This window comes from Rhizobium laguerreae (genome assembly GCF_019778565.1).
Classification (GTDB): Bacteria; Pseudomonadota; Alphaproteobacteria; order Rhizobiales; family Rhizobiaceae; genus Rhizobium; species Rhizobium laguerreae.
In genome coordinates this window covers 68,162-92,583 of record NZ_JAAXQT010000013.1, presented here as the reverse complement: position 1 = coordinate 92,583, position 24,422 = coordinate 68,162, and the positions used below count along the sequence as shown (strand labels likewise).

Sequence of the window (24,422 nt, the reverse complement as noted above, 5' to 3'; positions counted from 1 at the left end):
GCAATCTGACGGCGGGGAAATCCCGCCGCTTCGATGTTATTTTGGAAAGGCCGGCTCACGCCATGGCCTTCTGCAGGTTTTGATCGATCTTGTCGAGGAAGGCGGTGGTCGAGAGCCACGGCTGGTCGGGGCCGATCAGCCGCGCCAGGTCCTTGGTCATGAAACCGGATTCGACGGTGTCGACGCAGACCTTTTCGAGCGTTGCGGCGAAGCGGGCAAGCTCGGCATTGTCGTCGAGCTTGGCGCGGTGGGCGAGACCACGGGTCCAGGCGAAGATCGAGGCGATCGAGTTCGTCGAGGTTTCCTGGCCCTTCTGGTGCTGGCGGTAGTGGCGGGTGACCGTGCCGTGAGCGGCTTCGGCTTCGACCGTCTTGCCGTCGGGCGTGAGCAAAACCGAGGTCATCAGGCCGAGCGAGCCGAAGCCCTGGGCAACGGTATCGGACTGGACGTCGCCGTCATAGTTCTTGCAGGCCCAGACGTAGCCGCCAGACCACTTGAGCGCCGAGGCGACCATGTCGTCGATCAGACGGTGTTCGTAGGTGATGTTTGCTTCCTTGAACTGATCCTTGAATTCGGTCTCGTAGACTTCCTCGAAGATGTCCTTGAAGCGGCCGTCATAGGCCTTGAGGATGGTGTTCTTGGTCGACAGATAGACCGGCCACTTGCGCATCAGACCGTACATCATCGAGGCGCGGGCGAATTCGCGGATCGATTCGTCGAGATTGTACATGGCCATGGCAACGCCGGCGCCCGGTGCGTTGAAGACTTCCTTCTCGATGACGGTGCCGTCCTCGCCGACGAACTTGATCGTCAGCTTGCCCTTGCCGGGGAACTTGAAATCGGTGGCGCGGTACTGGTCGCCGAAGGCGTGGCGGCCGACGACGATCGGCTTGGTCCAACCGGGAACGAGGCGCGGCACGTTCTTGCAGATGATCGGCTCGCGGAAGATGACGCCGCCGAGGATGTTGCGAATCGTGCCGTTCGGGCTCTTCCACATTTCCTTGAGGTTGAATTCCTTGACGCGGGCCTCATCCGGCGTGATCGTCGCGCACTTGATGCCGACGCGGTACTTCTTGATGGCGTTGGCGGCATCGACGGTGACCTGGTCGTTGGTGGCGTCGCGGTTTTCGACCGAGAGGTCGAAATAGTCGATGTCGAGGTCGAGATACGGATGGATCAGCTTATCCTTGATGAGCTGCCAGATGATGCGCGTCATTTCATCGCCGTCGAGATCGGCGACGGGATTGGCGACCTTGATCTTGTTCATGTATCTGCCTCGTTCGAGCTTCAATGGGGACCGGCGTCCCGGGTGGGTGATGTGATGAGGAGCGCTGCTGGCGCCACAGGCTGGCCTCGCCAACAACCGCGTCGTAATCACGCGCTGATCCCGAATTCGGCAGCTGATCCCGTTCTATGCGCTGATCATCCGCTCCAGCTCATCCATGTTGGGGACGATGATATGTCGAAACTTCTCGATGCGAATGACGCCGCTCTTGCGCAGCCTGGTTATCTGGCGGCTGACGGTTTCAATGGTCAGACCGAGAAAATCGGCAATCTCGGCGCGGGACAACGGCAGGTCGAAAACGGTGGTCGTGGCGGTCTGCGGTTCGGCGTGGGTGGCGATGAGGTGGAGCAGGCTTGCGACCTTCTCCTCGGCGGTGCGCCGGCCGAGCGTCAGCATCCATTCGCGCGCGGCGTCCAGCTCCTTCAGCGCCTGATCGTGCAGGCTGCGCCGCAGTTCCGGCGTCTCCGATATCATGCGGTCGAGCAGGTCGCGGGGGAAGACGCAGATTTCGACATCGGTCGCAGCCTCAGCCGACAGCGTACTTTCGCGCACGAAGGGCCTGCCGACGAAATCGGGGGCGAATTGCAGGTCGACGATCTGCTGGCGCCCGTCCGGCATCACCTTACAGAGTTTCACCACCCCGCGCATGATGTTCGAATAGAAAGAGCTTTCCGACCCTTGAGCGATGATCTCGCTGCCGGCATCGACCTTGCGGCGCAGCGAGTGGCGGCCGAGGTCCTTTAACTGACCGCTCGACAGTACGCCGCAGACGACGCCGTGCCGCGCCTGGCAGGAAGCGCAAGCGACGGGAGTGCCGGCGTCGGAACCCTTACTGCGTGCGATGTCCATGTCCTGATCCCTTCAAAATCCGCGTGTGCCGGATGTGGCTGCGCATGCTGGGCATACTCAGACGCTTACGTCGCGATTGCGGGTTCGGCTATCCCGATTTCCTCCGGCGCGGCTTGATGATTACCAATTTCGCCGGGACCGCGAGTTGATCCAGATCAAAGGTTCCGTGCCATGGCTGTTTTTGGAAGCGCCTGCCTCGACACGAGGCCGACCCGCAGAATCCTTCAAGCTTGAACGACGAAGCAAAGATCTTCCAACCCTGGGCGACGAAGCTGCCGACGTGTTTGCGCACGAGCATATCCCAAATTGTATGACGGTTACTCGCGACGGGGAAAGGGTTCAGATCGAAAGGCATTACGGGTTGCTTCAGCTGGGTCGCCCATACTCTCCCTAGCTGTTTGATCCCGGATTTTGATGGTGCAATCTTCTCGCAAGCCTGGAGAGATTCGCTATGGGACAAATTCTACATGGGAGCGCCCGCACGACAGAGGCGGTCCGTCGAGCGATACAGCATAGTCAAGAGAGCTTGAGAGCACTTTCGAAGCGCTACGGGATCAATCAGAAGACGGTCGCCAAGTGGAAGAAACGGACTTCGATCGCCGATCTTCCGACTGGGCCGAAAGAGCCGAAGTCCACTGTTCTGTCGACCGAAGATGAAGCGATCATCATCGCCTTCCGCCGGCATACGCTGTTGCCGCTAGACGACTGCCTCTACAGTCTGCAGGCAACGATTCCTCACCTTACACGATCGTCGCTGCATCGATGCCTTCAGCGACATGGCATCAGTCGCCTGATCGATATCGACGGTGACAAGCCGGCGAAGAAGAAATTCAAAGCCTACCCTATCGGCTACTTTCACATCGATATTGCCCAGGTTCAGACTGCCGAAGGCAAGCTCCAGCTCTTCGTTGCCATTGATCGGACATCCAAATTCGCTTTCGCCCACCTCGAGGAAAGCGCCAACATCCATACCGCTGCGGCTTTCCTGAAGGCCCTGGTCGAGGCCGTCCCCTACAAAATTCATACCGTCCTGACGGACAACGGCATCCAGTTTTGCGATCTGCCTTCTCGCCGCAATGGACCCACGGCAAGGCTGCGCATGCATATGTTCGATCGTACATGCCGAACACATGGCATCGAACACCGACTGACCAAACCCAATCACCCCTGGACCAACGGTCAGGTCGAAAGAATGAACCGGACAATCAAGGAAGCCACCGTCAAACGCTATCATTACGACAGTCACGACCAACTCACCCGGCATCTCACCGACTTCCTCGCCGCCTACAATTTCGGCCGCCGCTTGAAGACCCTCAAAGGCCTCACGCCATACGAATTCATCTGTAGACAATGGACTTCAGAGCCGAAATACTTCAGCCTCAATCCAATCCATCAATTCCCGGGACTAAACACCTAGCCGATTTCGAATTGACAGCCCAGTATGTTTGTGCGACGTACGTACTAAGGCGGTGCGCGCGGCTGGTGCGGCCTGAACGCGATCGACGTTGTGTCAGATGACATCCTGAAGGAACGGGCGGATGACTGTCTACCTAATCGGAATCGACGGCGGTGGCACCAGCTGCCGAGCTGCAGTCGCCGGTGCGAACGGGAGTATCCTTGCGCGGGCTCAAGCCGGGCCAGCTAACATTCTCTCCGATCCGGATACGGCCGTCGACAACATTGCCAGTGCGACCCGCGCGGCTTTCTACGCAGCTGGCATCAATGCGCGTAGCATCGCCTCGGCGCGTGCAGTACTTGGGGTCGCAGGCAATAATGTCGGCGAGGCCGTTCACTACGTGAAAAACAGGCTACCCTTCGCCCAGGCGGACATCGAGTCAGACGGGCTGATCGCGCTACAAGGCGCGCTTGGTGATAAAGACGGAGCCGTCGCCATTTTAGGAACAGGCACGATCTACATTTCCCGCCACTGCGAAACGGTGACCTACGTCGGCGGATGGGGCTTTACTGTGGGCGACCTCGGCAGCGGTGCTCGTATTGGACATGCGCTTTTGCAAGAAACGCTGCTCGCATATGACGGCATCCACGACATGTCCGCGATGACCGCCTCCGTCCTTGCGGAATTCAAAAATGACCCGCGCAATATCGTCGAGTTTGCGCGGCATGCAAAGCCCGGCGCCTTCGGCCGCTATGCGCCGCGCGTATTCGAGCACATGAAACGGGGCGATGCTGTCGCCGCGCGCCTGTTGCAAGAAGCCGCTGTTTCAGTCGACGAAGCACTTGATCGTCTAGTCGCTCGAGGAACGCAGAAGATTTGCCTGCTCGGGGGATTGGGGCCGCTGTATTCGTCCTGGATCGCTGCACGGCATCAAAGTCTACTGGTAACGCCCGAAGGCGATGCACTGAGCGGGGCCGTGGCCCTGGCTGTGTCGCGCTTCGGGCATCTGAAAGCGATCGAATGAGCGACACGCTTGCGGCTATGCTTCCAGGATGGGGCACAGACATCAACGGCGCCGGTCCGCTCTATCAAAGGCTTCGCCTGGCGCTTGAAAAGGCGATCCTGTCGGGTAAACTCAAAGTGGGCGACGTTCTTTATCCCGAACGAGACCTCGCTGAACATGTCCGCGTTAGCCGTGTAACGGTCCGCAAAGCAATCGACCATCTCGTGCAAGACGGATTTCTGGTTCGCCGGCGCGGCTCAGGAACCTTCGTGGCCGGATCGGCGGTCCGCGCAGATCAGCCTCCGTCACGCGCGAACCTTTTGACGGGTGGCATTTCCTGGCTTGGATCGGGCACGAAAGTCGAGTGCATCGAGCGCAGCACGTCTCATCCTGCACCAGAGGAGATGATGACACTCGGCCTGTCAAGCGACAGTCACGTCGTGCGCATCACGCATTTGCGAAGCTCGGCGGGCCAGCCGCTTGCGATTGAACGCATATGCATTTCCTCCGAGTTCCTGCCCGACGCTCGTACCGTTACCTCTTCCATCTGCAACACACTCGCGGACGCAGACTTTAGACCCGTTCGTGCGATCCAGCGCACTTTCGCACTTAACATCGAAGATCCGGACGCCACAACGCTTGGGGTCGCGGTCGGGACGGCTGGTCTTTTGACAAAGCGCGTTGACTATCTTGCTTCGGGCCGTGCGATCTTATTCACCCGCTCTCTTTTCCGAGGCGATGCCGAAGGTTTCGTCACCGAGCTCACCTTTCTCGAAAACTGACCCCTCTTCTTACAAGACAGGATCCTATCATGCACGCCACCATGAAAACGAACATGCGCCGAGAGATCGACGAAGTTCAGAAGCTGCGGCCAGATTGCTCGGTCGCTTAGCGAATGACTTGGCTGCCTTCGATGCGGTTTGCGCGCCCTGGACTCCGAATTCGTCGTCACAGTCGCTCGAGGCTTGTCCGACCACGCCGCCATATCCCTGAAATATTCAATCGAGCTAAGCGCGAAATTGCCGTCGCTTCGATTCGGCTGTCACTCGCATCAAACTACGGTCTCGAGCCCAACTTGGTCGCGGGCCGCCTTCCCAAGGCAGCCACACGCGCGCCGTCGCCGCTTGGATTGCTCTGACATATACGCTTCCCGCTTGCGGGACCCACCAACGCCATGAGCATGCTGAGCACAAAGGTCGGCTTGTGCCTGAAGACGACGCAGATCTCTTGGTGTTGACCCTAGGTTTGAGTTGAAGTCGAGCTGGACAGGTAGGCCACGGGGTTTCGAGACAAGCGATCATGGTGATCTTGGATCAAATTTGCACAGGTTCTCCAATCTCATGGTCGATGCTTTCCGCTCGGAAGCCTGCTGGCTTTGGCTGAGTGGAACCAGCACGCCATGAAGATTGCGATACTCTCGCCGCTTGAACGAACCTGCCTCCATTGGATATCTAGAGGCTGGGCGGTGATTGATATCGCGTTGATCGAGGGAAAGGATACCGCTGAAATTGAGGTGTGCGTGGAGCGTGCGGTTATTTCGCTCAACGCCGACTCAGTGGAACAGGCGCTCGAGAAAATGAAGATCACGCGGTCAGATTGATCGCCACGGTCGCTGGCGCCGGACGCTTTCACCTTGCTTTGCATGCTGCTTTTAAATGCGTCGTCTTGGCAACGTCAGCCCGCAGCAAGATCGCGCCATCGGTTTTGAAAGTACGGAGACACTGGCTCCTGAGGTCGGTGCGGCACGCCGCTGAGAGGTGGCACGAAAGCAGGCCGATCCGCGTGTTTGTGATAGATCCTGGCCGAGCTCCGGATTCTACGGTCAACCCGCTGAAGGTCCGCTAGGAAGTTGTGGCCGCTGCCGCTCCGCGTCGGGCTGATCGCGTCCGTCCCCTGCCTTTGAGGAGCCATTGAGCGGGAATTGGCCAGCTCCCATTGAACCTCCTTAAAGTCGCGCGATCTTTCCTTCGCACGGTCCAACGCCTTCCAGCTCTCCCGCGTCGAAGCCGATGGCGAGTACGGCGTTCTACCCTCTGACGGAATCGACCCCGACAACGATCTTGCGATCGTTCACGAATTCTTTCCCTGGCCGGCTCATTGAACCTGCCCCTGCCTCTGGCGTGCCGCTTGCGAACTGCAAGCCGCAAGGGAGGCTTCGCCGCGGTCGAGCATAGCATGATCCGACACTTGTCAGCCGCGCCCTTGCCGCCTTTGCTCTTCGCGGCTGGCCGAAGGGTGCCCGCGAAACGACGGGCAAAGAAGGCAACGAGGGCCGATCGCCGGGCGATCGGAAATAAAATGAAGAGAAGAGACATAGAAGCGCTGCGCGAACGGGTCAGTTGCGCGGCCGTTCTCGAAAGGGCGAGCTTCGCCATCGACATCAAGGAAAGCACCCGGCGGGCGATCAAGTTTCGCCGTGACGGTGAAATCATCATCGTCACGCATGAGGGGCGCGGATGGTTCGATCCGCTCAGCGATGCGAAAGGCGACGTGTTCGGGCTTGTCGAGCATCTCGACCATGTCGGTTTTCTCGAAGGCGCCGAAAGGGTCGCGGATCTCGTCGGTGTCAGGATCACAGATCCGGAGTGGCAGCCCGCGAGGCGTGAAGGAGGATACAACCTCTCTCTTCCCGAGCGCTGGCAGGCGCGCCGGCGCCCATGGCACGGATCACCGACATGGCATTATCTCCATGGCGATCGTTGCCTGCCGGTGCCGTTGCTCCGCGTGGCGATCAAAGGCGACCTTCTGCGGGAAGGGCCATACGGGAGCATGTGGGCAGCTCATACGGACGGTGTCGGTGTTGTGACTGGCTGGGAGGCGCGAGGTCCGCAATACCGAGGGTTCGCCTCTGGAGGGAACAAGGTTCTTTTCCGTCTCGGGCCGCCTACTGCGTGGCGCCTGGCCGTCACCGAAGCTGCGATTGACGCCATGAGTCTCGCGGCGATCGAGGGTTTGCGCGACGGCACGCTCTATCTGAGCACCGGCGGCGGATGGTCGCCGGCCACGCAAGCCGCGCTGTGGGAACTGACCTTCCGGCCCGGCGCCCAACTCGTCGCCGCAACGGACGCCAATGCACAAGGCGATCTGTTTGCCGAGCGATTACGGGCGCTCGCCGAGGATACCGGGTGCGACTGGACGCGGCTGCGCCCGCCCGAGGAGGACTGGAACGAGACCCTGAAGATTGGGGAAAAGGAAAAACGGGAAAAGGAAAGAGGCGTGCCGCATTCGCACCGCCCGCATCAAGGGAGGCTTCGCCCGGCGGAGCCGGCCCTTGACCCGGCCGGTCGCGATGCCGGCAGCTCGGAAGGGGTCATGAAGGATTGAAGAGGATGGCGAGGTCGAGAGGACGGCGCCGCACTTCGGTCCGAAAACGCGCAAGGAGCCGCAGATGATCCCCTCTCCCGCAATCGCCAAGGTTTTTCAGGGCGTCGCAAGCCGCCAGCAGATGTTCCGCATGTTCGATCGCCACGCGCAGCGCCCAAACCGTTGGGATGGTGATGCCGCGCCATTCTACGCAGACGAATGGTTCGAGATCGGCGAGACCGAGCATGATTACATGTTCGAGATCCTACCGCCATTGTGGATCCGAGGGTCCATGTTTGCGATGCGCGAATACATGACCGGCTCGGTGACATCAGTGTTCTTCGCGCTCAGGATCGACGAGGCGATCCGGTATTTCCATGGCTATTGCGATCTTTCCGACAAGGCATCCGTCGAAACGATGCGCGTCGCCATCATCGAGCGCGAAAGCCGTCCGGTCCGGGCCATGACGCGGCAAGAGCGGCTCGAGCATATCTGGAGCACGACTGCCGACGATTACCGCGGCTATGCCGGAGACAAGTGGCCGCAGTCCGCTCGCGGCAAGCGCACCGTCGTGCTCTATGGCGGCAACGAGGGCACTTTCCTGAAGCTACTCGAGGAACTCACCGACGGGGAGATCGCTGTGAAGCTGCCGGTGCATCTCGCCGCCTTCCCTCCCCGATCGCCGCGTGAGGAGGACGCCATGTTCACTTTTAGCGTAGTGGACGTTCGTGTGGTGATCGCGCGCGGACGCACCGACGCCGCAGCCAATGGCGGTTTCCGCAATCCTCACTATGGGCTTCTCCCGGATAAGGACGAACGGCAAGGCCTGTGGATCGTCGGCGATGAAGGCGTCTATCTGCTTTCTAACGGAAAATTGGCGGAGGGCCAAAGAGCGCTCGCCGTCTATGCCGAGGAGTGCGATCCGAAGACCAATCCGGACTGCCGGCACTACAAGCGCCGGTATTTCGGGGGAGACGACGGCATCGTCTTCATCGACGCTGAGAGCCTGGAAGCCATGCTTTCCACAAACCCGGAAGCCACGTATCTGCGGGCGGAGTTTGCGACGGAAACAACGCAGCTCTCCGTAATCACGCGCTCGTAGCTCGCGATCGCTGCCGCCGGACGAACCAGGTCCAATTCCCACAACTCATTTTCATCCGCCTTCGCAGCCACGGGACCTGTCCCGTGGGCGATGGCGCACATCCTCGAAAAGGAGCTTTCATGTCCCACGATCCCTTCACCCTCGATATATCAGGCAGCAGCGCATTGTCGTCCGGCTTCGGCCTGGGTGTCACCGCGTTTGGCGGTTTCGCCGCCAATGACGACTATCCCGATCCACCGCCGCCCTCCCCCACGCCGGCATTGCCTCTGCCAGCTACGAAGCGGCCGGCGACGCGGAGACACGGCGAGCGAACCAACTTCTATCTCAACGACGGCGACGACCGCGGCTTGGCCGCGACCTGGAAGGAGCGGGCGAAGGCAAATCTTGCGGCCATCCTGACTGCCACCGAAATCGAAAAACAGGATCGACCCGCCACCCGTGACGAGCAGGCGAGCCTGACCCGCTTCATCGGTTTTGGCGCATCGGAGCTCGCGAACGGCATGTTCCGGCGTCCAGGCGAAGTCGATTTCCGGGAAGGCTGGGGCGACCTCGGCAGTTCGCTGGAAAGCGCCGTCACCGATGCCGACTATGCTTCGCTGGCGCGCTGCACCCAGTATGCCCATTTCACCCCCGAGTTCATCGTCCGCGCAATCTGGGCGGCCCTTCAGCGTCTCGGCTGGCGTGGCGGACGTGTTCTGGAGCCAGGGATCGGCACGGGACTGTTTCCGGCGCTGATGCCAACAGCTCTCAGGGATACCAGCCATGTTACCGGAATCGAACTCGATCCGGTGACGGCACGGTTTGCCCGGCTGCTTCAGCCGAAGGCGCGCGTCATCAACGCCGACTTCGCGCGCACCGATCTCAACGCGATCTATGATCTCGCCATCGGCAACCCGCCCTTCTCCGAACGAACGGTTCGCTCGGATCGGCAGTACCGTCCGCTCGGTCTGCGGCTGCACGACTACTTCATCGCCCGGTCGATCGATCTCTTGAAGCCTGGTGCACTCGCCGCGTTCGTGACCAGCGCCGGCACGATGGACAAGGCGGACGCGACTGCCCGCGAGCATATCGCCAGATCCGCCGATCTGATCGCCGCTGTCCGCCTGCCCGAGGGCAGCTTCCAGGCAGATGCCGGCACGGATGTAGTGGTGGACATTCTGTTCTTCCGCAAGCGCCGGATCGCCGAGCCGGAGGGCGAACTGTCGTGGCTCGATCTGGAGGAGGTGCGCCCGGCCACATCCGACGACGGTGCAATCTGCGTGAACCGCTGGTTCGCAGAGCACCCGGATCTCGTGCTCGGCGAGCACGCCCTAACGTCTGGCCCGTTCGGCGAGACCTATACGTGCCGGCCACGCGCCGGTGAAGACCTGGAAACGGCACTGAAGGCCGTGATCGCTCTTCTGCCTGAGAATCGGTATGACGGCGAGCCGACGCAGATCGACATCGATCTGGAAGAGGAACTGGGCGAGATCGTCGATCTCCGCTCCGGCAACGACAAGGTCCGCGAGGGCAGCTTCTTCATCGATAACCGCCACGGCCTCATGCAAATGATCGACGGAGCACCGCTCGTGGTTTCGGTGCGGAAAGGCCGGTCAGGCGACGGCTTAAGCGAAAAGCATGTCCGGATCATCAAGAAGCTGATTCCGATCCGCGACGCCGTGCGCGAGGTGCTGAAAGCGCAGGAACGCGACCAGCCGTGGCGGGAACTGCAGGTTCGGCTGCGCATCGCCTGGTCGAGTTTTGTGCGCGACTTCGGGCCGATCAACCACACGACGGCGTCGATCTCGGAGGATGATGAGACCGGCGAGGTCCGCGAAACCCATCGCCGGTCCAATCTCCAGCCGTTCCTGGACGACCCGGATTGCTGGCTGGTGGCCTCGATCGAGGACTACGACCTCGAAACCGATACGGCAAAGCCCGGTCCGATCTTCTCCGAGCGGGTCATCTCTCCTCCGGCACCGCCCGTCATAACCTCGGCAGCCGACGCGCTCGCCGTCGTTCTCAACGAGCGTGGCCGCGTCGATCTCGACCATATTGCCGAGCTGCTGCATCGCGACCCCGACGCTGTAATCGGGGAACTCGGTGACGCCATCTTCCGCGATCCAGCCGGCGGGTCATGGCTGACGTCCGACGCCTATCTCGCCGGTTCGGTCCGCACCAAGCTCATGGTCGCCGAAGCGGCCGCTGCTCTCGATCCGGCTTTTGAGCGCAATGTCCGCGCGTTGCAGGACGTCCAGCCGGCCGACCTCCGGCCGTCGGATATCACCGCCCGCCTCGGTGCACCCTGGATTCCGGCCTCCGATGTCGTCGCCTTCGTCAAGGAAACGATGGATGCTGACATCCGGATCCACCATATGCCGGAACTCGGGTCATGGACCGTCGAGGCACGCCAGTTTGGCTATAGCGCCGGCGGCACCTCCGAGTGGGGCACAAGCCGCCGTCACGCCGGCGAACTGCTGGCCGATGCGCTGAACAGTCGGGTTCCGCAGATATTCGACGTGTATAGGGATGTTGGGGGTGAACGCCGCGTTCTGAACGTCGTCGATACCGAAGCAGCCCGCGACAAGCTCCAGAAGATCAAAGAGGCATTTCAGCGCTGGGTCTGGACCGATCCTGATCGGACCGACCGGCTGGCGCGAGTCTACAATGACCGGTTTAACAATATCGCGCCGCGAAAGTTCGACGGCTCGCACCTGAAATTGCCCGGCGCCAGCGGTGCCTTCCAGCTTTACGCGCACCAGAAGCGCGGAATCTGGAGGATAATCTCCGCCGGCTCGACCTATCTCGCTCACACCGTCGGTGCCGGCAAGACGATGACGATGGCCGCGGCAATCATGGAGCAGCGCCGTCTCGGCCTGATCGCCAAGGCGATGCTGGTTGTGCCAGGCCATTGCCTCGCACAGGCAGCGCGCGAGTTCCTCGCCCTTTATCCGAACGCCCGTATCCTCCTCGCCGACGAAACCAACTTCACCAAGGACAAGCGGGCACGTTTCCTGTCGCGCGCCGCCACGGCCACCTGGGATGCTGTTATCATCACCCATTCGGCCTTCAGGTTCATCGCCGTTCCGTCGGTGTTCGAGAGCCAAATGATCCATGATGAGCTCGAGCTCTACGAGGATCTTCTGACCAAGGTGGACAGCGAGGATCGGGTGTCGCGCAAGCGGCTCGAGCGCCTGAAGGAAGGTTTGCAAGAGCGGTTGGAAGCGCTCTCGACCCGCAAGGACGACCTTCTCACGATCTCGGAAATCGGCGTCGATCAGATCATTGTCGACGAGGCGCAGGAATTCCGCAAACTCTCTTTTGCGACGAATATGTCGACACTGAAAGGCATCGACCCGAACGGATCGCAGCGGGCCTGGGACCTCTATGTCAAGTCTCGCTATATCGAGACCAAGAATCCCGGCCGCGCGCTGGTGTTGGCCTCCGGCACGCCAATCACCAACACGCTCGGTGAGATGTTCTCGATCCAGCGCCTGCTCGGCCACGAGGCGCTCCGCGAACGCGGGCTTCACGAATTCGACGCCTGGGCCTCGACCTTCGGCGACACGACGACCGAACTCGAAATCCAGCCGTCCGGCAAATACAAGCCGGTCAGCCGGTTTGCGAGCTTCGTCAACGTGCCGGAGTTGATCGCCATGTTCCGCTCCTTCGCCGACGTGGTGATGCCGGAGGACCTGAAACAATATGTGAAGGTCCCGGCACTCTCGACCGGCCGGCGGCAGATTCTCACGGCCAGGCCGACGCCGGCCTTCAAACTTTATCAGCAGATCCTCGACAGCCGCATCAAGGCGATCGAGATGCGCGAGGGCCCGGCCCAGCCCGGCGACGACATCCTGTTATCGGTCATCACCGACGGCCGCCACGCGGCGATCGACCTGCGGCTGGTCATTCCGGCAAACGACAACGAGCCGGACAACAAGCTCAACCTGCTCATCGAGAACGCTTTTCGCATCTGGAGGGAAACGAGCGAAAACACCTATCATCGCCCGGACGGCAAGCCCTATGAACTGCCGGGCGCCGCGCAGATGATCTTCTCCGATCTCGGCACCATTAATGCCGAGAAGACGCGCGGCTTCAGCGCCTATCGCTGGATTCGCGACGAACTGGTCCGTCTCGGTGTCCCGCCATCGGAAATCGCCTATATTCAGGACTTCAAGAAGACCGAGGCAAAGCAACGCCTGTTCGGCGACGTCCGTTCGGGCAAGGTTCGCTTCCTGATCGGCTCCTCGGAAATGATGGGCACCGGCGTTAACGCCCAGCTCAGATTGAAGGCGCTGCATCACCTCGATGTGCCGTGGCTGCCGTCACAGATCGAGCAGCGCGAGGGTCGAATCGTCCGCCAAGGCAATCAGCACGATGTCGTCGATATCTTCGCCTATGCTACGCAAGGGTCACTCGATGCTGCGATGTGGCAGAACAATGAGCGCAAGGCCCGCTTTATCGCCGCCGCCCTTTCTGGCGACACCTCGATCCGCCGGCTGGACGACCTTGGGGAAGGCCAGGCCAACCAGTTCGCCATGGCCAAGGCGATTGCATCGGGCGACGAGCGCCTGATGCAGAAGGCCGGGCTCGAAGCGGAAATCGCTCGTCTCGAGCGGTTACGCGCCGCCCATGATGATGATCTGTTCGCGGTGCGTCGGCAAGTCCGGGACGCCGAACGCGACATCGAGGTATCGATCCGGCGTATCGACGAGATCGGCAGGGATATCCGACGGCTGGTTCCGACTGCGGGAGATGCCTTCACGATGACCGTCACAGGTCTTTCATACGGCGAGCGAAAGGAAGCCGGCCGCGCGCTGATGAAGGAAGTCCTTACCCTCGTCCAGCTTCAACAGGAGGGTGAGATCGTCATCGCCTCCATTGGTGGCTTCGATCTCGTCTATGATGGCGAGCGGTTCGGCAGGTCTGACGGCTATCGCTACACGACCCTGCTTCAGCGCACGGGCGCGGATTACGAGATCGATCTCGCTGTCACGGTGACGCCGCTCGGCGCGGTCTCCCGCCTTGAGCACGCGCTCGACGACTTCGACGGGGAGCGGGAACGCTATCGCCAGCGGCTGGAGGAGGCGCGCAGACGTCTTGCCTCATACCAAACCCGTGACGGTGGCGAATTCGCCTTTGCCGCGGAACTGGGCGAAAAGCGTCGCCAGCTCCGGGACGTTGAGGCGGAACTCGCAGCCGAGGCGCGCGAGGCAGGTACCTCTGCCAGGCAATCAGCTTGATCTTGGAAGCAGTGCCGCATGCGCATAGGTGCATTGCACAATAAATGTTTTCCATCTGATCAAAAAATGATCATAGTGCACACAGCTGATGCACATGGCGGTCTCCTCCCAGTGCCGCCGCAACAGCTGTTCCCCTCTGGAGGTTTCTGACCTTCACACTTCATGGGCCTCGGTTTTCCGACGGCCCATTTTTTTGTTCCCTCGCAACCAGATTTCGAGCTCTGTAGCAGAGCGCTTATCAGAAGAAGTTGGGAAAGGGAGAAGGGGAAAGGGAAGGAGAACCGGTCGCAGATCGGTCCTCCCGCCGCCGCTGTCGCTCAACCGCCGCCTCCGCATCCCGGCCACTCGTCCTTCGCAGGGCTGTTAGCCCCGCTTGTCCTTCGCGGCAGGGCTGCTCGACCGCTGTTGCGCCGGTCGGGCCGCTTTGCGGTCCGGAAGATGTCTTCAGGAAAAAATGAAGACTGGAAGGACCGGCAGAGGGCCAGGTCCGCATCCCCCGGAAAGGAACACTCCCATGCAACTCATGAAGGTCGATCCGCGTGCGCTGAAGGACAATCCCGACAATACGCGCCAGTCGAAGTCGACGCCCCAGGCCGACGTGCTGCTGCTTGCGACCATCAAGGCCGTCGGCATCATCCAGCCACCCGTCATTTTCGCCGAAGCCGGCGGCAACGGCTATGTCATCGAAGCCGGTCACCGGCGCACCCGCATGGCGATCGCCGCCGGCATCGAGGAAATCGATGTTATCGTCGTCGAGGCGGCCAACGACAATGGCGCAATGCGTTCGATGATCGAAAACATCGCGCGCGAGCCGCTCAACCCCGTCGATCAATGGCGCGGCATCGAGCGCCTCGTCGCCCTCGGCTGGACAGAGGAGGCGATTGCGATCGCTTTGGCATTGCCGGTGCGGCAAATCCGCAAGCTTCGCCTGCTCGCCAATGTGCTGCCGGCGATGCTCGACCACATGGCCAAGGGCGACATGCCGAACGAACAGCAACTGCGTACGATTTCCGCGGCGCCGCTCGACGAGCAGAAGGAAGTCTGGAAGGCCCACAAGCCGAAGAAGGGTGACACGGCATCCTGGTGGGCGATCGCCACCGGCCTCACCAAGACCCGCATGTTCGCGCGCGATGCGAGCTTTGGCGACGATCTCCGCCAGGCCTATGGCATCGAATGGGCGGAAGACCTGTTCGGACCGGCTGACGAGGACAATCGCTTCACGACGAACGTCGAAGCGTTCCTCGGTGCGCAGCAGGAATGGATGAGCAGCAATCTCCCGAAGAAGGGTTCCATCGTCGAGCTCAACAATTGGGGCCAGCCGCAGTTGCCGCCGAAGGCGGAGCGTGTCTACGGCAAGCCAGGCAAGGGCGATTGCACCGCCATGTATCTCGATCGAGAGGGCAAGGTGCAGTCCGCCCACTTCCGGATGCCGGAGGCGAAGAAGGCGAACGGCAAAGCCGATCCGACCGCGCCCCGCGGTGAGGACGGAAACGAGGCCATCGATGTTGCAGCCAAGACCCGTCCCGACGTGACCCGAAACGGCCTCGACATGATCGGCGATTTCCGCACAGACGCTCTGCACGAGGCATTGGCACGAGCGCCGATCGAGGACGATACCCTCATGGCGCTGCTCGTCCTCGCCTTCGCGGGGCAGAACGTCTCGGTCGACTCCGGCTCCGAAACCTCCAACCGTCTCTACGGCTCCAGACGTTTCGCCCGGCACGCCGTCCGGCTGATCGGTGAAAGCGGCAAGCTGGAGTTCGACATGGATACGCTTCGTGTCGTGGCCAGGTTGACCCTGATCGACGCACTGTCGGCTCGCACCAATCGTACGGATAGCGGCATCGTTGTCCGGATTGCCGGTGATGCCGTTGGCGCCGACGCCTATCTTCCGAACATGGGCACAGAGGAGTTCCTCGCGTGCCTCTCCCGCCCGGTGCTGGAAGCGTCCTGCGGAGGCACGAGTGTCGCCCCCCGCGCGCGCGTCAGGGACACCCGCGCTGCCCTTGTCGAGCACTTCAAGGAAGAGCGTTTCGTGCATCCGTCTGGCCTCTTCGCACCCGATGACGTGAAGTTGGGCGAGTGGCTGGCCAAGAACATGGAGCAAGGGGGCGAGGACGACGACGCACCCGCCGACGGGCCGATGGGCGGCATCGAGGACGGCGTCGACGGTGAGTCTGATCCGTCGATTGAGGACGACGCAGGCGATAAACCGCAAGTTCTGGAAGCCGAGGACGGCGGCAGCGCAGCCGACACCGGGCTCTGCGATCCGGATGGAGCCGACGCTGATACCAGCACTGAGGATTCCGATACCGCATACGGAATTGCGGCCGAGTAACCTCCCCCCAGAACACCGCCGCCGGCCATCACCGGCGGCGGCTTTTTTTCAGCATCCACAATCCAACAGGAGAAAGCGCATGTTTGCGTTTCTGATTTACGAACGCGCTCCGATCGGCTCCATTGTCGCCTGGTCCGACGGCACGCCCCGCCCGCCCGAGCGCCACAGGAAGAAGCTCGCCGCCTGGGAAAACCGCAACAGCAAGGGTAGGCTGATCCGCAAACAGGGCAAGCGCGGCATCGGCAATGCCAACCTGTCGCCGGATTTTACGCTGCATGAGGGCGATTTCGGCGGCAATGGCGTCATCACGATCCGTATCCACAGGACGTTCTCGCTCGACAGCAGCCTGACATTCAAGGTGATCGAGCGCCCGCAGCTCGGCCACATCAGGGTCTTCGACCGCGCCGGCGACAACGCCGAACTCGTCCACCTCGCCGCTAATCGCCAAGCCGCGGAGGAATGGTTGGCGCGGCATGGCTATCCCGATGCCGTGCTGGAAGAGGTCACTGCCGATGAAGTGGCGGCCGATCACGTCGAGGGGAGGGTCGCGGCATGAACACGCCTGCTCTCCAAGCCAAAGCAGCTTCCGCCCGTGACTTGCCAGGGCCGGAGTTCAGCCGCAGCGCCGATGACCTGCCTGTCGCCCGTGTCGGCGATCTCGTTTTCGCCATGGTGTCGGGACGAGATGGCCAGCATTTTCTCGTGAGCGCCTGGCGTGTGGCACGGCCGCTTTCCGAGCTCAAACGCGACGACTTCTATTCGCATCATGGCGCCGTTGCCGATGAGACGGAATTTCAAGCACGGATGTTCGAACAGGCCGAACACAGCCGCGAGCTCCGGGCGCTCGCCCGGCCAACGGTTCGGATGAACAGCTCCACGCCGTGGGGGCCTTCGCTGGGCGCCACCGTCTACGCGGAGGGTATCGTCTCTCACACCACGGCCGGGCATGGTGGGTTCAAGTTGTCCAACGAGCGCGATGTCAAGATTCATCCGATGCTTCGTTGCGCCGGCGGCTGGTACGAGGAAGATGCCGCGTGGGCCGCTATAGCCCTCGCCTATCCGAACCTCTTTTCCGGATACGAGCGCAAGTGCGCCGATCGGACGATCCGGGATTCGTGGCCCGATGCCTGGGAAGCGATCTTCGGTCGCCCCCTTGCGCCCGGTGAATCCCATGAGAGGGATCGCTGCGCCTTTGAACGCGAGCATGCCGGCGACTGGATCGTCATTTCTGCGCTACGCTCGGACTACCATGCCGGGATGACCGAGGTCATCGCCACGATTGGCGGCGTGCGTGCCGCCGATGCTGAAGTGCGCCGCTTCCTCGTGCCAAGTGATGAGTACGAGGTTGGCCGATTTGGTGTCGTCATCGATCCGGCGCGCCACTCTGCCTATGACGGACCGTCGTCGTTCATCGACTGGCAGGCGCGGGTGATCAGTCCATGAATCCGGTCAGTCCCCGCCTTCCTCTGTCCAGCATGAAGGCGGCGCGGCGAGAGACGCGCCACCATCTCGATCGCATTCATCGGCAGGCCACGGGCCGGGCCGAACGGATAGCGGTCACCGAGAAGGCGAAAGCCCGCTCGCACCGCCGGGGCGGGCCGCGGTGGACGCGCTCCGACGAACAGCTGTTTCAGAATCACGTCGAGCGGCTCAGCTTCGAGCGGCGAACGGAAATCGCTGCCCTAGCTCGCAAACTCCAACATCAGGAGCGGGCGATCACTACCATGCGTATGAGGCTCGGCTATGATGCGGGCAATGCGGCGGCGTGAGTCCGACCGCATGGGGAGCTTTCGTGGCGGCTGATCCGCGCTGGAGGAAGGGATCGGTCGCGGTGGGGCTCTCTCCTCCGGGGTTTCGGCGTCATCGCCCGGCCCCCGCCGGTCTGCCCTTCGTTTTCGCTGCGGTCTGAACCGGCGGCCGGTCGTTTCAAGGCCGCTGGCGCGCCGCGGAGCGGCCGGTGCAGCCTTCCTCGCAAAACGGCTCCGCGTCCTTCGCAGCACTTTATCCCGCTTGTCCGCAAACCCGTTTCGCTCGCCCGGCCGTCCCGGACCTGTGAAATCGCCCGTCCTCAACCGGTTCCTGTCGACCGCATCGAAGGGCAGACCGGCAGGAGCTGGAGCCGCTTCGGTGAAAACCACGAAAGGAAGATCCCATGGCCAAGCCCGCAACCAATCGCCAATCCACCCGCGTCGTGCCGCTCCGAAAGGGCGCCACCCTTGAAATGGTCAGGCTCACATGCCCGGACACCGCGCAGGCAATGCTGATCGCCGAGAGTTTCGGGACCGCGGTGGTCGACAGCGACGGCATCCGTGAGCTCCACGAGCGCCTGATCATTGCGACCGCCGACAGCCTCTCGGACGGTCTCGGCGAGAAAGCGATGCAGATCCATCTCCAGCGTATCGTCGGGGCCTATGTCGGCTCTGCGCACGGAGCCGGCCAGTTCTACAGCCGCGCGGTATCGGAGGCGCGTGACGCCACCGCGAAATCAGCAAACGATGCCCGCGACGAGGACCTCGACGGCCCGGTCGGTTACGAAAGCGCCGCCCAGCGCAAGCGCGAATTCGCCGCGGACATGGGCATACAGTCCCACGCCCTGCGGATGGCCGCTGAAGGTGCAGTCGCTGCTTACAGCCACGTCATCGGCGAAGCCTGGAAGCCTTTCGACCGCCCGGTCGAAAACCCAGGCCAGTCGCTCGACCACAAGGCGGCCGAGGCGCAGATGGCAGCTCTCGGTTGAGCCGCTTGTCGGCGGAGCTTCGGCTCCGCCCTTTCTTCCCTCTCCCTGATCATTAGGCCGGTTCCTTTGGGACCGGCCTTTTTCCAGGTCATCAGAAGGAAGGGAGAGGAAGAACATGGACCCCGCTCGCCACGCCACCCCGTCCCGGTCGGCGGTCCTGCAGGAGCCGGTTGCCCGCCGCAACGGCTTTGCCGTCCTTCACTCCGTTCCGGCCGTTCCGGTGCGGCGAGCCGCCTGATCGCTCCTGCTTTCGGACCTCCGCGACGGGGCCGCGATGGCGCGGCCTCAAAAACGGAGGATAATGACATGAGCAGGAAAGCCGAAGGCGAACGCGCCGACATCTATGCGCGGATCACCGACCGGATCGTCGCAGATCTCGGGAAGGGCGTAAAACCCTGGATGAAGCCATGGCACGCGGCCAACACCAATGGCCGGATTACCCGGCCGCTACGCCACAACGGTCAGCCCTATTCGGGCATGAACATTCTCTTGTTATGGTCGGAGGCAATGGCGCGCGGCTTCACCTCACCCATGTGGATGACGTTCAAGCAGGCGCTCGAACTGGGAGCGGCAGTGCGCAGGGGCGAAACCGGTGCGACGGTCGTCTTCGCCAGCCGCTTCAACAAGTCCGAGGCGGACGGCAATGGTGGAGAAGTCGACCGGGAAATCCCGTTCCTGAAGGCATACACGGTGTTCAATATCGAGCAGGTCGACGGGCTGCCCGGATACTATCATCACCGACCGACGCCGGTGCTCGATCCTGTCGCGCGAGTCGAGCACGCCGATCGCTTTTTCCGGAACACGGCGGCCGTCATTCGGCATGGCGGCCCGCAAGCCTACTATTCGCCGGTCACGGATCACATCCAGATGCCGCCGTTCGAGACGTTTCGCGACGCCGCGTCCTACGTAGCAACGCTGAGTCACGAAAGTTGCCATTGGACGGCGCGCCCCGATCGTGTCGGCCGCGATCTCAGCCGATATGCCAAAGACAAGAGCGAGCGCGCCCGCGAAGAGCTGATCGCCGAACTTGGAAGCTGCTTCCTCTGCGCTGATCTCGGAATCGTGCCGGAGTTGGAGCCACGGCCGGACCATGCGTCCTATCTCGGCTCGTGGCTGAAGGTCCTCTCCGACGACAGGCGGGCTATTTTTCAGGCGGCAGCGCATGCGCAGCGTGCTGTCAGCTTCCTGCACGGACTCCAGCCGAAGCAGGTCGATGAGAAAGCGGCTGCGTAGGAGACGTCAAGGTCGGTCGTTGTCACCCGCAACGGCCGACAGGTCTCTCGGCTCTTTCTCCGCCGGCGTGTGCTGATCGGACGTGAGGTCCAGTTTCCCCCAGATCGATGGTCTTGGATCGGTGGCTTTCAGTTTTCGGGACTGCTTGATTTCGACGATAAACGGCTTTGTCTGCTGACGCATAGATCCTCCAGGCGACGAATCGCAAGCGCACGATACCGCGTTAATGGCAGGAGGCAACTGCCCGGTCGGCCGAGTTTGTCGCATGCAATATCAGCGCTGTGACACCGAGACAGAGCAACGGGATCGCGGCCGCGATGTTCCGACATGGCAACGCGCTGACGAGGGCCGCCATGTCCAAGTTCCTCCCACTGCTGTCATAGGCCACGTCCTCCGCGGGCTCGATGAGGCATGTCTGATCGGAGACCGGCTTCGCCTCGATCGTTCTCCCGCAACGGCCGTCCGCAACTTTCTTCCCCTGAGCGCTGCGCGCCCATTCCTCGCGCAATAACAAAGCCGCTCCCGGCCGCCCTCCACGTCGTTTCAGCCCCTTCGGGGTGCGGTCCGATCGTCCCCGATCCTTGCGACAGCCATCGAGGCCGCGAAGGGCGCGGCCCGAAACAACCGAAAGGAACAGACAATGGCTACCATCGGCACCTTCACCTCCACCGAAAATGGCTTCTCCGGCTCGATCCGCACCCTCGCACTCAACGTCAAGGCCCGCATCGCCCGCGTCGACAACCCCTCCGACAAAGGTCCGCACTTCCGCATCTACGCTGGCAACGTTGAGCTGGGTGCGGCCTGGCAGAAGCGCTCCAGCGAGACCGACCGCGACTACCTCTCGGTCAAGCTGGATGACCCGAGCTTCCCGACGCCGATCTACGCAACGCTCACCGAGGTCGAAGGCGAGGACGGCTACCAGCTGATCTGGTCCCGCCCAAACCGGGATTGAGGTCCCAACAAGGCCCCGCTACCAGGCGGGGCCTGCTGATCAGCCGAAATATCAAAGCCGGATCGGGCATCGAGCCCGGTCCGGCTTTTTTGGTGCCATACGAGAGGGGGTGAGCGGCTCAGATCGTGTCGAGGATACCGGTCGGCGACGACGGCCCCAAGGATGAGCGGTTCCCCCAATTTACTCCAGCTGCCCCAAGGGCAGCCTGCGCAAATCGGCTCCCCCACTCCCCGGCTCTGCCGGTCGCTGTCGCGATCCTTGACCCCGTCGTCACCTCCCCGGTGCCGGGGATCGTCTTTCACGAACTCAAGGAGATGAGACGATGACGTTTTCCCTGGAACAGCACATCGAGGAACTGCGGGCCGAGTTGGCGAATTGCGCGGACTGGGACGAGCGCCTTCAGATCGAGGCGGCTCTGGCCGGCGCGAGGCAGGAGCTTGCCTTTGCCAACGCAGAGCTTGATGCTCTTCTTTCCGAAGACCCGCCCTCTTGAGGGCGGCATATCACCAGCACTCTGGACGGTATCTTTCGCAGGTCCGAGAGGAGCGATCCGCTGCAACTTTCCTTTCGATCTCCTGTCATCGACATGGGGATGCTGCATTCCGTCCGTCGCGCCGCAACCGGCCGGCGCCAGAATTTCCCCGCCGCGTTGCGGCTCCTCGCGGGAGCAAAATTCAGACGCCGGCAGGTCCTCCACCTCCGTTTCGGCCTTTCAGGTGCGCCCCTCCTTGTCCGTCATGCGGCCCATCCCCGCAATGTCCGCATTTCGAAGGCTGAAAATACCGTGCAACAGCTCGCTCAATTCCTCACCGCCACCGGCCGTCGGCTCCGCGTCCTCGGCAAGGTGATCTGTCACTTCTTCCGCAAGGGGAAACTCGGTCTCAAGCTCACAATCAAGATCCCGTTCTTCGTCGAGATCGAGGCGTCGTTCGAGACCGACTGGAACCGGCGAGAATAACGCGCCAACAGGCGCCGCTTCGGCGGCCCCTGTTTCGCCATTTGAGAGATCGGAGACGATTGGGGTCAGCTCTGCAAATATCGCAGAGTTGTTCTGGGCCGATAGCCGCGAGCACGTTTTTGCTTCAACAGCTCAAGGAACAAGTGAACCGCTTCTTCTTCCCGTTCGAACACATGCTGTTTCTCCTGCCCGCGCTTGCCTATCCTTCCCCATCGCCGGATCAGGCAAGCCTCTCCGAACATCGTCTGCTCGATCTCCATGGCATAGTACCGCGCCATGTTCTTGGCTGGGTCCATTCGTTCGACGTAGAGCTGGTAGGGTTGCGAAATCATGCCGGCATGATCGCCACACGTCGCCGCCACGTCCAACGACATATGTGAATCTTACAAGTGCGACCGATTCATTTTCGTGAAGAATGGCGTGTCGGGCGAGGCGCCGACGGCGCACGGCTCTAGTCGCGCTGCGACCCAAGCCCGCACGCGGTCTGCGCCCTGGCGGGTTACGATCCTCTCGCGGCAAGACGCATTCCTGTGCCTGCTATCGTAATGGGATATGGCCGGAACGTCCCATGGCCAGCGGTGCTGGCAAGCGGTCGCGTCCTTTCAGGACGCGGTTTAATCTCTCTCTGACATCCCATTTTGCACCCGTCGTTCCGGCGTCAAGGACATCGCGGCCCCTCCAATTTTCCCAGCGCCGCAAGCGGCACAGAGAAAATCGGTTCCTCCGCTTGCCGCAGTGCGGCCGCGTTCCGCGGTCCCTGACCCCTCACGGCTACGGCGCAGACACCTTTCGTCAGAAACGAAAAGGAGACTCTGATGGCAAAGCATCAAAATACTCACCTGGTTGGCGAAGATCAGAAGCGGTCGGATCAACAGTCGAATTGGCTTGAAAGTTTGCGCCGAGTTTTCGACGCGGAGGTGCATCTTCCCGCCGATATCTCGCGCGAGTTTCTGTCAGCGGCGCTGCTTTGGGCAATCGACAACAAGGTCGATTTCGGATTGTTTCACGAAGCCGGCAAGATCATCATTGCGCATTCTGGCGGCGACGAGATCTACCTCCCGTCGAGGTGGTCCGACAAACGATGGCATATCGGCCTGGAGGACAAAGAGCCCTTCTTCGATCCCGCTGATTGAGATCCAGACCAGAGGCGGCTTGCCGCCTCTGGTCCTTGACTTCGCGTGAGCCGTTCCAGCCGGAGCGGCTATGAAAGGGGGGCTCTGCCGCCCCTCTCAAACCTCACCCCATGAAGGAACGGCAACGCCCCTCCTTCAAACTTCCTCCCATGGGGAAAGGGGACGGTTCCCTCCTCCCTTTCCCCAAACCCCTATCCTTCTCCCGTGCCGGGGAAGCGATGGTTCGCTGTCACCCGCCTTGGCACCAGCCGTGTCGGGCACCATCCCATGATCGGGCGAGCCCTTGGCCGATCAAGACGTCGCCCAGCGAATTGCCTGCGCGAGACACGGTGCGAAGTTTGCGACCGTACTTGTCTTCATCACGGAACCCGGCCGCCAGAGAGAACTTCCCAGCGTTGAGCAGCGCCAGCAGCCGGGATTTTGCCGCTTCACCTTTGATCCTTTCGGCCTCGCAGCGGGGCGGGCTGAGTTCAGGCGTATCGATGTCGGCGATGCGGATTTTCTCGCCCTCGAACCAGAAGGTGTCGCCATCGACGACGCAGTTCGTCCGGTGGCTGTCGCCGCAGATCGAAAATGCCGCCGACAATGAATCCGTCGTCGGTGTCTTGGCCAAAGTGCCGAAACCAGGGAGAGCTTCGTTGCCGCCATAGGCAAGCCAACCTCCAACGGCAATGATCACAGTGCATAGAACTGCCGCCGAGCGTTTACGCCGTCTGATCCGCTCAGATCTTGCCAGTCCTCCGCCCGCGCGCTGCCGATCGCGGGCGCGTCCGGCCTTCGGCGGCTTTCTGAACGGAACTATATTCGATTTCACCACTATACGATCCCCTCGTTTCGCCTCAGCCTATGTCGGACCCGGTTTCATCTGCGTTTACGGAGGAGCCTGGCTGCGGGCTGCGGTGTGGCCGCCA

23 protein-coding genes are annotated in these 24,422 nt (G+C 61.7%); 18 read left to right on the top strand and 5 right to left on the bottom strand.

The window, feature by feature from the left end; translation table 11 throughout:
• Positions 1-55: 55 nt before the first annotated feature.
• Entirely contained in the window at positions 56-1,267 is a 1,212-nt protein-coding gene (locus HFO71_RS31490) for an NADP-dependent isocitrate dehydrogenase (RefSeq protein WP_221978072.1), read from the bottom strand.
• A 144-nt stretch (positions 1,268-1,411) separates the two neighbouring features.
• Positions 1,412-2,134, bottom strand: coding sequence for a Crp/Fnr family transcriptional regulator (locus HFO71_RS31485; RefSeq protein ID WP_168257358.1), 723 nt, complete (start codon positions 2,132-2,134; stop codon positions 1,412-1,414).
• Between the two features lie 451 nt (positions 2,135-2,585).
• On the opposite strand from HFO71_RS31485, the gene HFO71_RS31480 reads away from it, so the two are divergent.
• The 14 genes from HFO71_RS31480 (at position 2,586) to HFO71_RS31415 (ending at position 20,468) form a co-directional block, all read left to right on the top strand.
• Positions 2,586-3,551, top strand: a complete 966-nt coding sequence (locus HFO71_RS31480; RefSeq protein WP_221978071.1) for an IS481 family transposase — start codon at positions 2,586-2,588, stop codon at positions 3,549-3,551.
• A gap of 121 nt (positions 3,552-3,672) precedes the next feature.
• Entirely contained in the window at positions 3,673-4,554 is an 882-nt protein-coding gene (locus HFO71_RS31475) for a glucosamine kinase nucleotide-binding domain-containing protein (RefSeq protein WP_168257357.1), read from the top strand.
• The gene (locus tag HFO71_RS31470) at positions 4,551-5,315 is read left to right on the top strand and encodes a GntR family transcriptional regulator (RefSeq protein WP_168257356.1); all 765 of its coding nucleotides are present in this window, start codon (positions 4,551-4,553) and stop codon (positions 5,313-5,315) included. The genes HFO71_RS31475 and HFO71_RS31470 overlap by 4 nt, the downstream gene beginning before the upstream one ends.
• A gap of 617 nt (positions 5,316-5,932) precedes the next feature.
• Positions 5,933-6,133 carry a hypothetical protein gene (locus tag HFO71_RS31465; RefSeq protein ID WP_168257355.1) on the top strand — a complete coding sequence of 67 codons (201 nt, stop codon included), beginning with the start codon at positions 5,933-5,935 and terminating at the stop codon, positions 6,131-6,133.
• Between the two features lie 698 nt (positions 6,134-6,831).
• Positions 6,832-7,857 (top strand): DUF3991 and toprim domain-containing protein, encoded by a 1,026-nt coding sequence (locus HFO71_RS31460; protein ID WP_221978070.1) that lies wholly within the window; start codon positions 6,832-6,834, stop codon positions 7,855-7,857.
• 64 nt (positions 7,858-7,921) lie between these two features.
• Positions 7,922-8,938 (top strand): DUF1419 domain-containing protein, encoded by a 1,017-nt coding sequence (locus HFO71_RS36520; RefSeq protein ID WP_376775552.1) that lies wholly within the window; start codon positions 7,922-7,924, stop codon positions 8,936-8,938.
• Between the two features lie 119 nt (positions 8,939-9,057).
• Positions 9,058-14,160 carry a DEAD/DEAH box helicase family protein gene (locus HFO71_RS31445; RefSeq protein WP_221978069.1) on the top strand — a complete coding sequence of 1,701 codons (5,103 nt, stop codon included), beginning with the start codon at positions 9,058-9,060 and terminating at the stop codon, positions 14,158-14,160.
• Positions 14,161-14,674: 514 nt separating this feature from the next.
• On the top strand, positions 14,675-16,498 hold the full coding sequence (locus HFO71_RS31440; protein ID WP_221978068.1) for a ParB N-terminal domain-containing protein: 1,824 nt from the start codon (positions 14,675-14,677) through the stop codon (positions 16,496-16,498).
• Positions 16,499-16,577: 79 nt separating this feature from the next.
• A complete protein-coding gene (locus HFO71_RS31435) occupies positions 16,578-17,054 on the top strand; it encodes a hypothetical protein (protein WP_221978067.1) in 477 nt (158 codons plus the stop codon).
• Positions 17,051-17,941: a DUF7007 domain-containing protein gene (locus HFO71_RS31430; RefSeq protein WP_221978066.1), complete on the top strand. Its 891-nt coding sequence runs from the start codon at positions 17,051-17,053 to the stop codon at positions 17,939-17,941. The genes HFO71_RS31435 and HFO71_RS31430 overlap by 4 nt, the downstream gene beginning before the upstream one ends.
• Complete coding sequence (locus HFO71_RS31425; protein ID WP_221978065.1) at positions 17,938-18,267, top strand: hypothetical protein; 330 nt, start codon at positions 17,938-17,940, stop codon at positions 18,265-18,267. The genes HFO71_RS31430 and HFO71_RS31425 overlap by 4 nt, the downstream gene beginning before the upstream one ends.
• 383 nt (positions 18,268-18,650) lie before the next feature.
• Positions 18,651-19,235 (top strand): hypothetical protein, encoded by a 585-nt coding sequence (locus tag HFO71_RS31420; protein ID WP_221978064.1) that lies wholly within the window; start codon positions 18,651-18,653, stop codon positions 19,233-19,235.
• 115 nt (positions 19,236-19,350) lie between these two features.
• The gene (locus tag HFO71_RS36250; RefSeq protein ID WP_260684809.1) at positions 19,351-19,473 is read left to right on the top strand and encodes a hypothetical protein; all 123 of its coding nucleotides are present in this window, start codon (positions 19,351-19,353) and stop codon (positions 19,471-19,473) included.
• Positions 19,474-19,541: 68 nt separating this feature from the next.
• Positions 19,542-20,468, top strand: a complete 927-nt coding sequence (locus tag HFO71_RS31415) for an ArdC family protein (protein WP_221978063.1) — start codon at positions 19,542-19,544, stop codon at positions 20,466-20,468.
• Between the two features lie 6 nt (positions 20,469-20,474).
• Here the strand turns inward: HFO71_RS31415 and HFO71_RS31410 are convergent, their stop codons facing one another.
• Positions 20,475-20,651, bottom strand: a complete 177-nt coding sequence (locus HFO71_RS31410; RefSeq protein ID WP_204339740.1) for a hypothetical protein — start codon at positions 20,649-20,651, stop codon at positions 20,475-20,477.
• 457 nt (positions 20,652-21,108) lie between these two features.
• Here HFO71_RS31410 and HFO71_RS31405 point away from each other — a divergent pair, with 457 nt between their 5' ends.
• From HFO71_RS31405 to HFO71_RS31395, 3 genes are all read left to right on the top strand, one after another.
• On the top strand, positions 21,109-21,420 hold the full coding sequence (locus HFO71_RS31405) for a DUF736 domain-containing protein (protein ID WP_221961050.1): 312 nt from the start codon (positions 21,109-21,111) through the stop codon (positions 21,418-21,420).
• A 322-nt stretch (positions 21,421-21,742) separates the two neighbouring features.
• Complete coding sequence (locus HFO71_RS31400; RefSeq protein WP_221961049.1) at positions 21,743-21,913, top strand: hypothetical protein; 171 nt, start codon at positions 21,743-21,745, stop codon at positions 21,911-21,913.
• Positions 21,914-22,204: 291 nt separating this feature from the next.
• Positions 22,205-22,378 (top strand): hypothetical protein, encoded by a 174-nt coding sequence (locus HFO71_RS31395; RefSeq protein ID WP_168257345.1) that lies wholly within the window; start codon positions 22,205-22,207, stop codon positions 22,376-22,378.
• A 65-nt stretch (positions 22,379-22,443) separates the two neighbouring features.
• On the opposite strand, the gene HFO71_RS31390 is transcribed toward HFO71_RS31395, so the two are convergent.
• On the bottom strand, positions 22,444-22,752 hold the full coding sequence (locus HFO71_RS31390) for a WGR domain-containing protein (RefSeq protein WP_221978062.1): 309 nt from the start codon (positions 22,750-22,752) through the stop codon (positions 22,444-22,446).
• A 441-nt stretch (positions 22,753-23,193) separates the two neighbouring features.
• Here HFO71_RS31390 and HFO71_RS31385 point away from each other — a divergent pair, with 441 nt between their 5' ends.
• Positions 23,194-23,511 carry a hypothetical protein gene (locus HFO71_RS31385; protein ID WP_163928109.1) on the top strand — a complete coding sequence of 106 codons (318 nt, stop codon included), beginning with the start codon at positions 23,194-23,196 and terminating at the stop codon, positions 23,509-23,511.
• A gap of 229 nt (positions 23,512-23,740) precedes the next feature.
• Here the strand turns inward: HFO71_RS31385 and HFO71_RS31380 are convergent, their stop codons facing one another.
• Positions 23,741-24,190 carry a thermonuclease family protein gene (locus HFO71_RS31380; RefSeq protein ID WP_221978061.1) on the bottom strand — a complete coding sequence of 150 codons (450 nt, stop codon included), beginning with the start codon at positions 24,188-24,190 and terminating at the stop codon, positions 23,741-23,743.
• Positions 24,191-24,422 lie beyond the last annotated feature (232 nt).

Bases quoted from the DNA above. Each gene is read 5' to 3' on its own strand.
- HFO71_RS31445 (WP_221978069.1), top strand. From the start codon at position 9,058: ATGTCCCACGATCCCTTCACCCTCGATATATCAGGCAGCAGCGCATTG.
- HFO71_RS31430 (WP_221978066.1), top strand. From the start codon at position 17,051: ATGAACACGCCTGCTCTCCAAGCCAAAGCAGCTTCCGCCCGTGACTTG.
- HFO71_RS31465 (WP_168257355.1), top strand. From the start codon at position 5,933: ATGAAGATTGCGATACTCTCGCCGCTTGAACGAACCTGCCTCCATTGG.
- HFO71_RS31485 (WP_168257358.1), bottom strand. From the start codon at position 2,134: ATGGACATCGCACGCAGTAAGGGTTCCGACGCCGGCACTCCCGTCGCT.
- HFO71_RS31400 (WP_221961049.1), top strand. From the start codon at position 21,743: ATGACGTTTTCCCTGGAACAGCACATCGAGGAACTGCGGGCCGAGTTG.
- HFO71_RS31390 (WP_221978062.1), bottom strand. From the start codon at position 22,752: ATGTCGTTGGACGTGGCGGCGACGTGTGGCGATCATGCCGGCATGATT.
- HFO71_RS36250 (WP_260684809.1), top strand. From the start codon at position 19,351: ATGGACCCCGCTCGCCACGCCACCCCGTCCCGGTCGGCGGTCCTGCAG.
- HFO71_RS31440 (WP_221978068.1), top strand. From the start codon at position 14,675: ATGCAACTCATGAAGGTCGATCCGCGTGCGCTGAAGGACAATCCCGAC.
- HFO71_RS36520 (WP_376775552.1), top strand. From the start codon at position 7,922: ATGATCCCCTCTCCCGCAATCGCCAAGGTTTTTCAGGGCGTCGCAAGC.
- HFO71_RS31415 (WP_221978063.1), top strand. From the start codon at position 19,542: ATGAGCAGGAAAGCCGAAGGCGAACGCGCCGACATCTATGCGCGGATC.
- HFO71_RS31480 (WP_221978071.1), top strand. From the start codon at position 2,586: ATGGGACAAATTCTACATGGGAGCGCCCGCACGACAGAGGCGGTCCGT.
- HFO71_RS31475 (WP_168257357.1), top strand. From the start codon at position 3,673: ATGACTGTCTACCTAATCGGAATCGACGGCGGTGGCACCAGCTGCCGA.
- HFO71_RS31425 (WP_221978065.1), top strand. From the start codon at position 17,938: ATGAATCCGGTCAGTCCCCGCCTTCCTCTGTCCAGCATGAAGGCGGCG.
- HFO71_RS31435 (WP_221978067.1), top strand. From the start codon at position 16,578: ATGTTTGCGTTTCTGATTTACGAACGCGCTCCGATCGGCTCCATTGTC.
- HFO71_RS31470 (WP_168257356.1), top strand. From the start codon at position 4,551: ATGAGCGACACGCTTGCGGCTATGCTTCCAGGATGGGGCACAGACATC.
- HFO71_RS31460 (WP_221978070.1), top strand. From the start codon at position 6,832: ATGAAGAGAAGAGACATAGAAGCGCTGCGCGAACGGGTCAGTTGCGCG.
- HFO71_RS31410 (WP_204339740.1), bottom strand. From the start codon at position 20,651: ATGCGTCAGCAGACAAAGCCGTTTATCGTCGAAATCAAGCAGTCCCGA.
- HFO71_RS31420 (WP_221978064.1), top strand. From the start codon at position 18,651: ATGGCCAAGCCCGCAACCAATCGCCAATCCACCCGCGTCGTGCCGCTC.
- HFO71_RS31405 (WP_221961050.1), top strand. From the start codon at position 21,109: ATGGCTACCATCGGCACCTTCACCTCCACCGAAAATGGCTTCTCCGGC.
- HFO71_RS31490 (WP_221978072.1), bottom strand. From the start codon at position 1,267: ATGAACAAGATCAAGGTCGCCAATCCCGTCGCCGATCTCGACGGCGAT.
- HFO71_RS31385 (WP_163928109.1), top strand. From the start codon at position 23,194: ATGGCAAAGCATCAAAATACTCACCTGGTTGGCGAAGATCAGAAGCGG.